The sequence below is a fragment of the Burkholderia sp. Z1 genome, assembly GCF_014893795.1.
In the GTDB taxonomy this organism is placed as follows: Bacteria; Pseudomonadota; Gammaproteobacteria; order Burkholderiales; family Burkholderiaceae; genus Burkholderia; species Burkholderia theae.
Genome location: NZ_JACFYL010000002.1, coordinates 3,101,563 through 3,115,049, shown reverse-complemented (window position 1 = coordinate 3,115,049; position 13,487 = coordinate 3,101,563). Strand labels below are relative to the sequence as shown.

At 66.2% G+C, this 13,487-nt stretch carries 13 protein-coding genes; 5 read left to right on the top strand and 8 right to left on the bottom strand.

Annotated elements, in window-relative coordinates:
- Together H3H55_RS30870 and H3H55_RS30865 are read left to right on the top strand one after the other, a co-directional pair.
- Complete coding sequence (locus H3H55_RS30870) at nucleotides 1-693, top strand: C39 family peptidase (RefSeq protein WP_193101580.1); 693 nt, start codon at nucleotides 1-3, stop codon at nucleotides 691-693.
- An 8-nt stretch (nucleotides 694-701) separates the two neighbouring features.
- The gene (locus H3H55_RS30865; RefSeq protein WP_193101578.1) at nucleotides 702-1,298 is read left to right on the top strand and encodes a hypothetical protein; all 597 of its coding nucleotides are present in this window, start codon (nucleotides 702-704) and stop codon (nucleotides 1,296-1,298) included.
- A gap of 68 nt (nucleotides 1,299-1,366) precedes the next feature.
- On the opposite strand, the gene H3H55_RS30860 is transcribed toward H3H55_RS30865, so the two are convergent.
- The 6 genes from H3H55_RS30860 to H3H55_RS30835 all read right to left on the bottom strand — a co-directional run bounded on the left by H3H55_RS30860 (nucleotide 1,367) and on the right by H3H55_RS30835 (nucleotide 10,202).
- Nucleotides 1,367-2,734, bottom strand: coding sequence for an acetate kinase (locus tag H3H55_RS30860; RefSeq protein WP_193101577.1), 1,368 nt, complete (start codon nucleotides 2,732-2,734; stop codon nucleotides 1,367-1,369).
- A 438-nt stretch (nucleotides 2,735-3,172) separates the two neighbouring features.
- Nucleotides 3,173-4,840 (bottom strand): GMC family oxidoreductase, encoded by a 1,668-nt coding sequence (locus H3H55_RS30855; RefSeq protein WP_193101575.1) that lies wholly within the window; start codon nucleotides 4,838-4,840, stop codon nucleotides 3,173-3,175.
- 17 nt (nucleotides 4,841-4,857) lie between these two features.
- On the bottom strand, nucleotides 4,858-6,075 hold the full coding sequence (locus tag H3H55_RS30850) for a mandelate racemase/muconate lactonizing enzyme family protein (protein ID WP_048249792.1): 1,218 nt from the start codon (nucleotides 6,073-6,075) through the stop codon (nucleotides 4,858-4,860).
- The gene (locus H3H55_RS30845) at nucleotides 6,072-7,394 is read right to left on the bottom strand and encodes an MFS transporter (protein ID WP_226800416.1); all 1,323 of its coding nucleotides are present in this window, start codon (nucleotides 7,392-7,394) and stop codon (nucleotides 6,072-6,074) included. Before H3H55_RS30845 ends, H3H55_RS30850 begins: the two co-directional genes overlap by 4 nt.
- Nucleotides 7,395-7,524: 130 nt before the next feature.
- Complete coding sequence (gene aldA, locus H3H55_RS30840; protein WP_129516381.1) at nucleotides 7,525-8,949, bottom strand: aldehyde dehydrogenase; 1,425 nt, start codon at nucleotides 8,947-8,949, stop codon at nucleotides 7,525-7,527.
- 314 nt (nucleotides 8,950-9,263) lie between these two features.
- A complete protein-coding gene (locus H3H55_RS30835) occupies nucleotides 9,264-10,202 on the bottom strand; it encodes a LysR substrate-binding domain-containing protein (protein ID WP_193102249.1) in 939 nt (312 codons plus the stop codon).
- A gap of 198 nt (nucleotides 10,203-10,400) precedes the next feature.
- Here H3H55_RS30835 and H3H55_RS30830 point away from each other — a divergent pair, with 198 nt between their 5' ends.
- Nucleotides 10,401-11,276, top strand: a complete 876-nt coding sequence (locus tag H3H55_RS30830; RefSeq protein ID WP_129516382.1) for a LysR substrate-binding domain-containing protein — start codon at nucleotides 10,401-10,403, stop codon at nucleotides 11,274-11,276.
- Nucleotides 11,277-11,375: 99 nt separating this feature from the next.
- Here H3H55_RS30830 and H3H55_RS30825 read toward each other — a convergent pair whose 3' ends face one another.
- The gene (locus tag H3H55_RS30825; RefSeq protein WP_193101572.1) at nucleotides 11,376-11,741 is read right to left on the bottom strand and encodes a hypothetical protein; all 366 of its coding nucleotides are present in this window, start codon (nucleotides 11,739-11,741) and stop codon (nucleotides 11,376-11,378) included.
- On the bottom strand, nucleotides 11,738-12,796 hold the full coding sequence (locus tag H3H55_RS30820) for a hypothetical protein (protein WP_226800415.1): 1,059 nt from the start codon (nucleotides 12,794-12,796) through the stop codon (nucleotides 11,738-11,740). The genes H3H55_RS30825 and H3H55_RS30820 overlap by 4 nt, the downstream gene beginning before the upstream one ends.
- A gap of 31 nt (nucleotides 12,797-12,827) precedes the next feature.
- On the opposite strand from H3H55_RS30820, the gene H3H55_RS30815 reads away from it, so the two are divergent.
- The gene (locus tag H3H55_RS30815) at nucleotides 12,828-13,085 is read left to right on the top strand and encodes a type II toxin-antitoxin system ParD family antitoxin (RefSeq protein WP_048249785.1); all 258 of its coding nucleotides are present in this window, start codon (nucleotides 12,828-12,830) and stop codon (nucleotides 13,083-13,085) included.
- Nucleotides 13,082-13,381, top strand: coding sequence for a type II toxin-antitoxin system RelE/ParE family toxin (locus H3H55_RS30810; protein WP_164462844.1), 300 nt, complete (start codon nucleotides 13,082-13,084; stop codon nucleotides 13,379-13,381). The genes H3H55_RS30815 and H3H55_RS30810 overlap by 4 nt, the downstream gene beginning before the upstream one ends.
- Nucleotides 13,382-13,487 lie beyond the last annotated feature (106 nt).

Sequence of the window (13,487 nt, the reverse complement as noted above, 5' to 3'; positions counted from 1 at the left end):
ATGAGACAGGTTGCCGCAGCGTGCATCGCGGCGCTCGCGTACGTGCTATCCGGCCCGGTTGCACGGGCGGACGAGATGACGGTCGTCGATCCGACGGGCGCCGGCTATGCGATGCACGTCACGAGTCTCAAGGAAGCGCGCTTCAAGCGCACCGTCAAGCAGCAGTTCGATTTCAGCTGCGGGTCGGCTGCCGTCGCGACGCTGCTGACTTATCAGTACGACTATCCGATGACCGAGCAGACCGCCTTCGCCCAGATGTGGGAGAACGGCAATCAGGAGAAGATCCGCCGGCAGGGCTTCTCGCTGCTCGACATCCGGCGTTTTCTCGGCGCGCACGGCTTCGTCGCGGACGGCTACGAGCTGCCGTTGCAGACGCTCGCCAAGACGCACACGCCGGCGATCGTGTTGATCACCGAGCATGGCTATCACCATTTCGTGGTCGTGAAGGGGCTGCGTGACGGGCGTGTGCTCGTCGGCGATCCGGCCACCGGCACGCGGCCGATGTCGCTGGCGAGTTTCGAGCAGAAGTGGGAAGACCACGTGATTTTCGTGATCCACAACCGGCCCGAGCTGGCGGTGTTCAACGACCCGCGTGACTGGCGCGTCGCGCCAAGCGCGCCGCTCTACACCGGCATCGCCCGCGACGGCCTGTACAACGTCGTGATGCCGAAGCATGGCCCGAGCGACTTTTGAGGACCGTCATGAGATCCGAGACCAGGAAGATCGCCGGCATCGCCGCGATGGTGTGCGGCGGGGTGACGTCCGTGAGTGCGGCAGCGATGCAGGACGGCGTGCCTTCCGCGACCGTCGAGCCTGTCGCGCAGACGAGCGGTGTCGTGCCGGCCTCCGAACCGGGCGGCGCGCAAGAACGGAGCTGGCCGGCAGCCGACGCGATCGCGCTCAGCGACGCGCGCCTCGATGCGATGCGCGGCGGCTTCGATATGCCGAGCGGCCTGAAGGTTTCGTTCGGCGTGTCGCGTGTCGCGTTCGTGAACGGCAATCTGGTCGCGTCGACCAGCTTCAACATCCCGGACATCAGTCATATCACGGCGCAACAGGCGCAGGCGCTGGCCGCCGCCAATGCGGGCGGGCTGATCCAGGTCGGCGCCGGCAACGCCGCGCAGCCCGCCGCGCTGCCGGCGCTGACCGGCGCGGTGATCCAGAACACGTTGAACAACCAGCAAATCCAGGCGATGACGACGATCAACACGACCGTCAACACACTGTCGATGTTCAAGAACCTGAACGTGATGTCGACGCTGAGCCATGCGCTGCTCGGCGCGTTGCCGGGACGATGACGGCTCGGCGCGCGACCGATGCATGGCTGATGAGCGGGCAGCGGCCCGCCGCCGGCGCCGTCCGGTGATCAGAACGCAATCGGCACGCGCAGCGTCATGACCACGTCCGGCGTGTCGCGCGTGAGACCGGCGCCGATCGAAAGATTCAGCGTGGTCTTCGGCGACAGCCGGTACGAGTAACCGACGAGCAGCGTGCCGAGTATCACGCGCACCGAGCTGGGGACCGTCTGGCCGTTCTGTTTCGTGGGCAGCACGATGCTCTGGTCGTAGCCGAGGCTCACCGACGCTTTCTCGTTCAGCGCGAGGCCCATGCCGATATTGAAGCCCCAGATGTCGCCGGGCTGCACCTTGCCGACGAAGTCCTTCTGGCCATCGAGAATCGTGAGGCTGAGATTGTCGCGGCTGAAGCTGTGCAGATAGCTCACGTTGCCGAAGAACACCACCGGGTCGGACGGAAAGAGCCACGTGAGGCCCGGCTGGATCGCGTAGAAGCCGGAGCCCGTCGGTTGCTCGAGCGGCAGGCCGGTGCCGGTCGCATTGCCGACGCAGCGCGTGACGCAGTCGGTGACGACGTCGAACGGGCTCTTGCCGGTGGCCGTCTTGAAGCGCAGCCAGCCGATGTAATAGAACTTGTCGGGGCCGCCGGTATTGAACTGGTAGCGCAGCGTCATTTCGACGTCGCCGAGGCCCTTGCCGTGGCTGTTGAACGCGTTGTCCTGGGCGGTACCGGTGAATATCTCGCGGCTGATCGTGTCGTTCGTCGAGTACACATAGGGGATACGGACTTCGACTTCCATCCGGTTGGTGATCCCGTAGCGCACCGCGACCGCAGCCGTCAGCGTGGTGGTCTTGACTTCCCGCACGTCGACCAGGCCGATCAGCAGCGCCGGGATGATCGTGTAGCCGACGAGTGCGACGCGGTCCGACGACGAATAGCTGAACTGAAGCGATGGCTCGACGACGAACTTGTGCTTTGGCGTCAGCACGCCGGGCTGATCGAAGATCGGCGCGACGGGCGGCGGCGCGGTGTCCGGCACCGGCGCCTGGCCGACCGGCTGGTTCGGCGGCGCGGCTGGCCCGGCCGCAGATTGCACGTTGCCGGGGGCATTGCCTGCCGTGCCGCCCGGGGCGCCGGTATCGGCCTGCGGCGCTGCGTCGCCGGGGCCGCCGGCGTCCCCGGGGCCCGTGCCGCGCCGGGCCGCGAGTTCCCGGCTGTCCAGCGCCCGGCTCAGGCGCGAGAGACTGGCTTCTTCGTCGGCCAGCCTGCGCTTGAGCGCGTTCAGTTCCTGCTGATGGTGATCGACTTCCTGGCGCAGTGCGGAAATGTTCTCCTGCGTCGACTGGGCGTCCAGCGACTGGGCCTGCGTTTCGGCCTGAAAGAGCAGCACGCTTGCATAGCTGATGGCTTGGATGCAGCGAAATGGCATGCGCTTCACGGTGCGCCTCCACGATCGGGCCCGCGGTTCTCTCCCCGTTGCACGCCGACGGCAGGCCGGCGCGCGCGTTGCCCCGGATCGCTTCGCTTCGCGTCACGTCACGCGAGCGCTGAACGCGCGTCACATCGCACGCGAGCCAAAGGATCTCTCTGGCCGCATCGATGTGCGTGATCGAACGCAATGAAACTTCGGCAGCGAGGCCGCGCGCCGACACTGGTTTGTCGTGTGCACAACGTCCCCACGACGTCACGTCCCGCCGGTCGAACGACACGGCGACACCTGTTTCGCGGGGACTTCCGTCAAACCGAATGCACGTTTCGAGCCTGTGCGGACGGGCCGAGCGGCATGTTCATGGGGGTGTTTTCCCGTGTACCGGCGGGCATTGTTCCGACCAGACGATGCACGGGGCCGGCTGACGTCGCTGGAGACGCGATCGCGTCAGTGCGGGACGGATTCGCGGATGGGCATCCGCGTGCCGGCGGTTTCCGCGCGTTGTGCATCCGCCAGGATCAGATCCGCGCCTTTCTCGGCGACCATCATCGTCGGCGCGTTGATGTTGCCCGACGTGATGTTCGGGAACACCGACGCATCGACGATCCGCAGCGCCTGCAGCCCGTGCACGCGCAGCGATGCATCGACAACCGACGTCGCCGCATCGGGCCCCATCGCGCACGATCCGCACAGGTGGTAGATCGAACCCGATTGTTCGCGGAAATACTGCAGCATCGCTTCGTCGGAGTCGACCTGCGGCCCCGGCGAGATTTCCTCGACGGTCATCGACTTCAGCGCCGGCGCGCGCATCAGCGCACGGATCACCTTGCTGCCCTGCACGGCTTCGTCGAGATCCTTCTGCGTGGTGAGCGCGTTGATGCGGATCTTCGCGGCGTCTTCCGCGCGGTTCGACGCGATCTCGATCGTGCCGCGGCTGGTCGGCCGGCACGGGTTGAACGCGATCAGGAAACCCGAATACGGCTCGGGCTTGATGCTCGCGCGGTCGCTCTTCGGAATCCGGTACGACAGCGGGTTGAAGTAGAGCTGGATGTTCGGCTCCTGCGTGTCGGCCGAACCGCGGAAGAAACCGCCGGCCTGGTTCACGCTCATCGCGAGCGGGCCGCGCTTCGTCAGCAGGTAACGCAGCCCGATCTTCATCTTGCCGAGCAGCGTGCCCATCTCGTCGTTCAGCGTCGGCCGGTTCGCCTTGAAGTAGAAGCTCACGCACAGGTGGTCCTGCAGGTTGCGGCCGACCGCCGGCAACGCATGCACGAGCGGCACGCGCTCCCGCGCGAGCAGAGCCGGATCGCCGACGCCCGACAATTGCAGCAGCTTCGGCGTATCGACCGCGCCGGCCGCGAGGATCACCTCGCGCGCGGCGACGAGCGTTTCGTCGCCGTGCTCGCCCGCGACGACCACGCCGGTCGCGCGCGTGCCGTCGAACGTCACGCGCCGCACGAGCACGCCCGAGCGCAGCGTCAGGTTCGCACGGCCCAGCGCGGGCCGCAGGTACGCGAAGCTGCTCGAACAGCGTTCACCGTTCTTCGTGTTCAGGTCGTAGATGCCCGCGCCTTCGAACTGCGCGCCGTTGAAATCGTCGGTGCGCGGCAGGTTCAGCTGCGCGCAGCCGTTCAGGAACTCGTGGACGATCGGATGCACGTCGGCCTTCATCGACGTGATGTGGATCGGCCCCGTCGCGCCGTGATGCTGCGGATCGGTCGCGCCGGCCGCGTGGGTTTCGAGCTTGCGGAAGTACGGCAGCACGTCGTCGTAGGCCCAGCCCGGATTGCCGGCATGGGCCCAGTCGTCGTAGTCGCTGCGCTGGCCGCGCACGTAGACCATCGCGTTGATCGAGCCCGACCCGCCGACCACCTTGCCGCGCGGGCAGTACAGCTTGCGATCGGCGAGCTGCGCTTCGGGCTCGCTGTAATACATCCAGTTGTAGCGGCGGTTGTAGTAGGTCTTCGTGAAACCGACCGGCACCTTGAACCAGAACGACGCGTCGCGCTCGCCCGCTTCGAGCAGCAGCACCGAATGCCGGCCCGATTCGCTGAGGCGGTTCGCGAGAATGCAGCCGGCCGAGCCCGCGCCGACGATGATGTAGTCGTAAGTCATGGTCGCGTTGTTCCTGGTCAGCCCTTCGCGGGGGCGAGATCCTTCACGTCGACGGGTTTCTCGCCCATCTGCAGGTGCAGCCGTTCGCCGGTGTAGGGCGTGTGCCGCTTCACGACGTCCATGTCGAGCTCGATGCCGAGACCCGGCTCGTTCGACGGGATGATGTAGCCGTCTTCCCAGCGGATCGGCGTCTTCACGACCTCCGAATGGAACCCGCCCCACGTCATGATGCTTTCCTGGATCAGGAAGTTCGGCGTGCAGGTCGCGAGCTGGATGCTCGCGGCCGCGCCCACCGGCCCGTTGTACAGGTGCGGCGCGATCTGCGCGTAGTGCACTTCCGCGAGCGTCGCGATCTTCTTCGCTTCGAGCAGGCCGCCCACGCGCGCGACGTTCAACTGCAGGATCGACGCGCCGCCTGCCTGCAGCAGCTTGTGGAATTCGTACTTGGTCGTCAGGCGCTCGCCGGTCGCGATCGGAATCGACGTGTGTTTCGCGACTGCGGCGATCGCTTCTTCCTGGCCCGGCGGCACGGGTTCCTCGAACCACAGCGGATCGTATTTTTCGAGCCGCTTCGCGAGCCGGATCGCCGACGACGGCACCATCTGCCCGTGCGTGCCGAACAGCAGGTCGGCCTTGCTGCCGACGGCCTCGCGCACGCGACGGCAGAACAGCTCGCAACGGTCGAGCACTTCGAGCGACAGCTGGTGGCCCGAATACGCCGTGTACGGGCCGGCCGGATCGAACTTGACGGCCGTGAAGCCGAGCTTCACGTTCTCCGCCGCGCATTCGGCCGCGAGGTCGGGATCGTCGTAGTCGTATTCGCCTTTCGCGTTCTTCGGGTACAGGTACGTGTACGAGCGCAGCCGCTCGTGGATCCTGCCGCCGAGCAGTTCGTACACGGGCTTGCCGGCGGCCTTGCCGATGATGTCCCAGCACGCCATTTCGAGGCCGCTGACGACGCCCATCATCGTGAGGTCGGGCCGCTGCGTGAAGCCGCTCGAATAAGTCTGGCGGAACAGCCGCTCGACATGGTGCGGATCGTGGTTCAGCAGGTAGCGGTCGAACACGTCGTCGATGATCGGGCCCATCGCCTTCGGATGGAACGTCGCCGAGTAGATCTCGCCGACGCCTTCGATGCCGTCGTCGGTCTTCAGCTTCACGAAGATCCAGTACATCCCGCCGATATGCGGCGGCGGCACGGCGACGATGTGGGTTTCGAGCGAAACGATCTTCATGCGGACTCCTTGAGGCGGTTGAGGCGGTATTTGAGGAACGCGGCGGCGCCCGCGCCGCAGAGCGCGATGGCCGCGATATAGCCGAAATAGAGCTGGTAGCCGTGCGCGCCCGGGTAGGTCTGCGTCACGTAGCCGTTGATCAGCGGCACGAACACGTCGGGTGAATAACCGAGCACCGAGATCAGGCCGATCGCGAGGCCCGCGCAATGCGTGGGCACCTTGCAGTCGTCGAGCAGCGACCAGTACAGGCCGCGGATTGCATAAGTGAGGATGCCGATGAACAGCACGAGCACGACGAGCATCGCCTGCGGGCTGTGCGGCGGTGCGGCGATCAGCCCGACGAGCGACAGCGCGGCGAGCACGAGCGCCCAGAACAGTACGGACACCTTCGATACGCGGTCGCCGAGGAAGCCGCCGCCGATGCCGCCGACGGGACGCATCCACAGCTTGAGCGTCGTGATGAAGCCGGCCGCCGTCGCGCTGAGCCCGAAATTGCCTTCGTGCAGGTACGCGGAGAAGCTGTAGGTCGCCCAGAACACCTGATAGCCGCAGAACACGATCGCCGCGACGAGCCACAGCTCGGGAATCGCCGCGAGTGTCTTCAGGTCGGTCAGCACGCTGCCTTTGCGGCGCTCGGTGGCCGCCGCGCGATCGTTCGCGCGGGACGGATCCTTCACCAGCGCAAGCAGCACGCCGAGCGCGATGCAGAAGAACGCATACAGGTGCACGACGAGCTTGAAGCCGGCCGCATCGGTGCCGCCGCGTGCTTGCGTCACGTACGCGAACAGCGTGATCGCGATCGTCGCGAGCAGCGCCTCGACGAGCCCGCGGCCGCCGTCGAGCAGCCCGAAGAAGCGGCCCTGTTCGTCGGGGCCCGCGATCATGTTCACGCGCTTGATCACGGCCGCCCAGAACGTGAGGCCGGTGGTCAGCCCCCAGCCGCCGAAGATCAATACGAGCAGGTTGAACGACGGCCCGGTCGCATAGACGAGCCCGAGCGCGCCCGTCGCCAGCAGCGAGAAGCAGATCAGCCAGCGTGGCGACAGGCGGTCGGCGAGCCAGCCGCTCGGCAGGTAGCTGATGAGAAAGATCGTGCCGAGCGACGAATACAGGTAGCCGAGTTGCACGTCGTCGATACGGAAGAACTGCAGCATCGTCGGCTGATACACCTGCCGCAGGTACAGCATCGGGTAGATCGCGCCCGCGGCGATCACGAGCAGCAGCAGTTGCAGGTAGCGTTGCGCGCGCGAGTCGGGCGACGCGTGCGTTTTATCGTGCAACGCGAGCGACGCGGCGGGCGTCGACGGTTGGGTCGGCATGATGTCTTCCTCCATCAGACTTCCTTCAGGCGGAGGTCTGCAGATTTGTTTTGTGTTCGATCGGATCAGGGGCGGCGCGCGCAGCGTGGTGTCGGGATGCGCGCGCCGGAAACGGAGCGTCGGTGTGGCGTCAGTACTTCATGACGACGAGGCGCGTCTGCGTGAATTCGAGCATTCCGTGCTTGCCGTCGTCGCCGCCGAGACCCGAGCGCTTCCAGCCGGCGTGGAAGCCCTGGTACGGATCGGCCGGCGTGCGGTTCACGTACAGCTCGCCCGCCTCGATGGCGTTCGCGACGGTCATCGCGGTGCGGTATTGCTCGGTGTAGAGCACCGACGACAGCCCGAACTGGTGGTCGTTCGCGAAGCCGATGGCTTCGTCGATCGTCGAGTAGCGCAGCACGGGCATGATCGGGCCGAAGGTTTCCTCCTGCACGATCTCCATGTCCTGCCGGCAGTTCGTCAGCAGCGTGGCCGGGTAGAAGAAGCCGGGGCCGTCGGGAATCGCGCCACCGGTTTCGAGCGTCGCGCCGGCCGCGATCGCGCGTTCGACCATGCCGTGGATGTGCGCGCGCGCCGACGCACTGACGAGCGGGCCCATGTTCGACGGATCGGCCGCGCGGTTGCCGCTGCGTACGGCGCCCATCTTTTCCTTCAGCAGCGCGACGAAGCGGTCGTGCACGCTGTCGTGCACGTACACGCGTTCGATGGCCGTGCACAGCTGGCCGCAGTGGGTCGTCTTCGATGCGACGAGCGCGGCGGCCGCGCGTTCGAGGTCGGCGTCGGGCTCGATGATCGCGGGCGTCTTGCCGCCGAGTTCGAGCGACGGTTTCGCGATGTTCGCCTTGCAGTAGTCGAGCACCTTGCGGCCGGCGTTCACGCTGCCCGTCAGCGTGATCATCCCGACCGCCGGATGCGTGCACAGCGCCTCGGCCGTCGCGTGGTCCATCGTCAGGATATTGATGACGCCGGGCGGGAAGCCTGCATCGTCGGCGGCCTTGGCGATCTCGAACGCGGACACCGGCGTGTGGTTGCTCGGGCGCACGACCACCGTGTTGCCGGCGATCAGCGCGGGCGCGACCTTGCGCAGCAGCGTGTAGACGGGATAGTTGAACGGGATCAGGCACGCGACGACGCCGATCGGCTCGCGCTGCAGGAACAGGTTCTCGTCGGGCGTGTCGCTCGGGATGATCTCGCCCTCGATCCGGCGTGCCCACTCGGCGTGGTAGCGCGTGATCTGGCCGGCGTAGACGGCTTCGTTCGACGCATCCTCGACGCTCTTGCCGGATTCCTGCGCGAGCGCCGCGCCGATCTCCGGCGCGCGCGCGGTCAGCGCGTCGGCGAAGCGGTGCAGGTAGGTGGCGCGCTCGGCGCTCGGCAGCTTGCGCCACGCCTTCTGCGCGGCGGCCGCGGCGTCGACGGCGGCGAGCGCGTCGGCCGGCGTTGCAGCCGGCACGCGCGCGAACGGCGCTTCGGTGGCGGGATTGTGGACGACGATGAACGCGTCGTTTTCCGGGACGGCGAAACGGCCGTTCACATAGTTGCGTTCGGTGCGCATGAAGTGACTCCTCCGATGAATGCGGGCGGATCGCTTCGAGTGGCGACACGCGCGTAACGGGATAGAGGCCATTCTCTTCATGCGTTTAGCGCACGACAAACGACTTATTTTCGCGCCGAGCATGAGAAAAATGCACGTTACTCGGCGAATCGGCCGGAATCGCCCGTCCGGCAAGGCGGGTATGGCGGTGGCGGGATGCGGCGCGGGCGGTGGTCAGGCCGCGTTTTCCGACTGGTCCGAATGCGGGCGGGCGCGGAAGGCGCTAAGGTGTCGCCCGCGGGCGCCGGTCGTGGCGGGCCGGGGCGGAGCGTGCGTTAGGCCAGCGGCACCTGCGGTAGCGGCGACGACGGTTCGAGGTGGCGCTTCGCGAGCCACACTTCCTGTTGCAGCCAGTCGCGAAACTGCACGATGTGGGGCAGGTTCGTCTGCTCGGGCCGCGTGACGAACCAGTACGACTGGTGGCCGTCGACGTGGACGTTGAGCACCTGCATCAGTTGCCCGGTCGCGAGTTCGCGCGCGACCATGTGGCGGTCGGCGATCGTGATCCCGAGGCCGTCGATCGCCGCGCGGATCGCATGGTCGAGCAGGTCGAATTCGTAGCCGCCGCGCGTGTCGACGTCGGTGATGCCGGCTGCCTTCAGCCAGTGTTGCCAGGTCAGGTAGCGCTGGTCGTCGGTCGCGAGCACGTGCAGCAGCGTGAAGCGGTTCAGGTCGATCGGCGCGCCTTCCTGGCGCAGCCGCGCATACAGCGCGGGCGCGCAGACGGCGATATGCTGCTCCTGCATCAGCAGCGCGTTGTCGAAGCCGTCCCATTCGCCGTCGCCGAAGCGGATCGCGCAATCGAGCACACGCGATTCGTCGAGGCTGTCGTGAATGCGGGTCGTGAGGCTCAGTTCGAATTCGGGATGCGCATCGCGCAGCCGGCCGAGACGCGGCATCAGCCAGCGCGCGGCGAAGGTCGGCGGCACGTTCGCGCGCAGGCGGTTCAGGTGGGTCTTTTCCTGCAGGCTGCGCACGGTCAGCTCGATCTTGTCGAACGACTGCTGCAGCGCGCGCAGCAGCACGCGGCCGGCCGCCGTCAGTTCGAGCTGGTGATGGCGGCGCTCGAGCAGGGTTTCGCCGAGCTGGCCTTCGAGCTGGCGGACCTGGCGGCTCACCGCGCTCTGCGTGACGTTGAGCAGTTCGGCCGCGCGCGTGAAGCTGCCGGTGCGGCCGGCCATCTCGAAGGCTTTCAGCGCATTCAGCGCCGGCATCTTGCGTCTCACGGGGCGGTGTCGTGTCGGGTGCGGGATGGTTATTGTAGGCGGGACGGGGCGACGCGTGATGCAGTGGCGGGCCGGGCCTCGGGGTTTTCACGGTGTGACGGCCGGCGCGCTTTTCTGCGATAAAGCTGCCCGCACGATGGCCGGCGGTGCCGGCCGGCAACAGAACGAACGAGAGGAATACACATCATGCGACGCCTGCCATCGTTGATCGCGCTGCGATTTTTCGAGGAGACCGCGCGTCACCTGAGCTTCAATCGCGCGGCGGTCTCGCTGTGCGTGACACAGGGCGCGGTGAGCCGACAGATCCGGCTGCTCGAGGAAGCGCTCGGCGCGCGCCTGTTCGAGCGCGATCACAAGGGCGTGCGCCTGACCGATGCCGGCCAGCGGTTGCTGCCGTTCATCGGGCAGGCGTTCGACACGATCGAGCGGGGCGTCGGCGAAGTGGCCGCCGCGCAGCCGGGCGCGAAGCGGCGCCTGACGGTGTCGCTGCCGCCGACGTTTGCCACGCAGTGGTTTTCGCCGCGGCTCGGCACGCTCGCGGAGGCGTTGCCCGACGTCGAGCTGTCGATCCGCACGGAGCCGGCCGACGATTGCCATTGCCACATCCGCTTCGGGCGCGCGGCGAGGCCCGGGATGCAATCGGAACTGCTGATGATGGAGCGGCATGCGCTCGTCGGTGCGCCGCGTTATCGCGGCGACGCGCTCGATGTGCTGCTCGGCCGGCTGCCGTCGCTGCATGTGCTGCACGAGGGCAAGCGCCTGACGCTGTGGGCCGACTGGTGCGAGCAGGCGGGTGTGCCGGTCGCGCGGATCGGCGACGGCATCGAGTTCTCGACGCTCGAACAGGCGATCCGCGCGGCGCGCAAAGGGGCGGGGCTCGCGGTGGTCGACCTGAACATGATCGAGGAGGAGATCGGCGAAGGCAGCCTCGTGCGACTGTCGCCGGTGCAGCCGATCGGGCCGTTCGGCTATTGGCTCGATGTCGAGCCGGAGAGCGTCGCGGTCGAGCATGTGATCGCGTTCGCCGCGTGGTTGCGGGAGCAGGCGGTGAGGCGGGGGTAGGGGAGAGGCGCGAAGGGGGCGCCCGGATCGCAATGCGGTATCGATCACGACGACGATGTTCGTCGATCGTTCACACGGCGATCCTCCGATCTCGATCTGTCAGAGAGTGTCACAAGTTGCGGTGTACAGATCGGGATCCAGGCCGAAATGCATGAACGTTTCCCGGCCCCCGATGGCTTTGGCTTCGGCTTCCGAGATGATGGGCAACGTGCACTTCGATGGATCGATGCGTCCCACGTTGAAGACTTTTCTCGGCAGCGGGGGCGTCGGCTCGCCGGTCGATTGTGCGACCGGCTCGGCGGCGGACGTGAGCGCGAGGCTGCGACGGAGTTCGTTCGCGAGGAATGCTTCGAGGAGTTGCCGCATTTCCGCGCGCCAGACGAGACGATTTCCGCTCATACGACTGCGCGCCACCGACGGCCGCACGATCCGGAATCCGGCGATTGGGCGGTGCTTTTCTGTCATTCGTAAATCCCCTTCTCGATCAAGTAATCCCGCAGTGTCAGCACGGATGCACCATGCGGCGCAACGTCGAATGTCACCCACCGATGTGACCCGGCGACTCGCCAGAAGTCTCGCCCGACCCGGGTCGCATAGAGTGTGCGCAGGGATCGAAGCGAGCCATCGGCCAACCCGACCGGATATCCCTGGAAATACTGGAACAGGGCTGCTTCGTCTGGATGCGCGCCGGGAATGGGCGCATCGAAACCGAACCTCGGCCACGCGTAATATCCATAGAGCCGGGGCCCGCCGGGTTCCGGCGGTGCTTTGCGGCCACCCATCGCCAAAGCGCTGATCCGGGTGATGTCCAACGTATCACACGCCCGAACGATTCTCCAGAGCATTGCCGCGCCGAGTCCGGCGACCGTGCCGTCGGCCAGATCGATTGCACGGAGTTCGAGCACCCGCGTATCGGCAGTTCGGAATACTGATATCCGGTTTTCCGATCGGATCAACGTGGGGTGGGTGACGGCGAATGTCAATTTGCCGGCACTGTCGAGATAGGTTTGAACGTCCGACCCGGCCGGCGCGCCGCATAACGAGACCAGCAATTCGTCGGAAACGTGACGGTCGACGCCGAGCAGTGCGGAGATATCCAGATCGTTTCGATCGACCGTCAGCCGACCGTCGAAGTACGTCGTCTCGTACGGCAGGACATGACTGAGATCGACACGCTGGGCGGGCATGGCTGCGGGCGCTGAGTGGAAAGCACCGAGCATATCGCCGCGAATCCGGTTCGCAGAGTCCGCCGAACGGCCAGTTCGAACACGCGGACGCAGGTGACGCGCGAGCCCGGCAGCGGGCTCGGCGAAGACGACGGCATCCGATGGATAGACCTTCAGGCCGGGTTGTGGCGTGACGATGCCTTCAATCATGATCGGCGTTCGCACCGGGAGAGCCCGGCAAGGCGACCTGAAAGCAGGCGAGAACAGGATGCGCGATTGGCGGCGCCTGCATTCGTGCCGATTCGACTGGAGTTCATTTTCTTGATAACTGTTGATAACCAGGTTACCCTTCATGCATCGAATTCAATGCAGTCGGGAGGTCGACATGATCAGTGCGGAACTGGGCCAGCAACTGGAGGCTTATGTCGCGAAGCTGGTCGAATCGGGGCGCTACGGGTCCAAGAGCGAAGTGCTTCGCGAAGGTGTGCGTCTGATTCAGGATCGCGAGGCGCAACTGAATGCGCTGGACGCGGTGATCGCGCGCAGCCTGGCCGATGCGGAAGCCGGACGCGGCGCCGATGCTCAGGAAGTATTCGATCGCCTCGAAGCGAAGTATCGGGCACAGGCGAATCGTCAGGCATGACCGTCCGCCTGTCGGACTTCGCGATTGCCGAACTCGAAGCGATTGCCGATTACATTGCGCGTGACAATCCGCAACGAGCCGTGACCTTCGTGCGGGAGATTCGCGACAAGTGTCTGGGCCTTGCCGGGATGCCGCTGGCGTTTCCGCTGGTGCCGCGCTTCGAGCGTCACGGTGTGCGACACCGCGTGTACGGCAACTACCAGATCTTCTATCGGGTCGTCGGCGATCCGCCGACGCGGATCGATATTCTTCACATCCTGCACGGCGCGCGCGATTACGCGTCGATTCTCTTCTGAGCGATTACACGAATCGCGAGTTGTCGGAAAGGTAGAAAAACGGCCGGCTCGAATGCACGAACCCGGCCTCGGCCGGGTTCGTTCGAATCACAATCCGCATTCCACA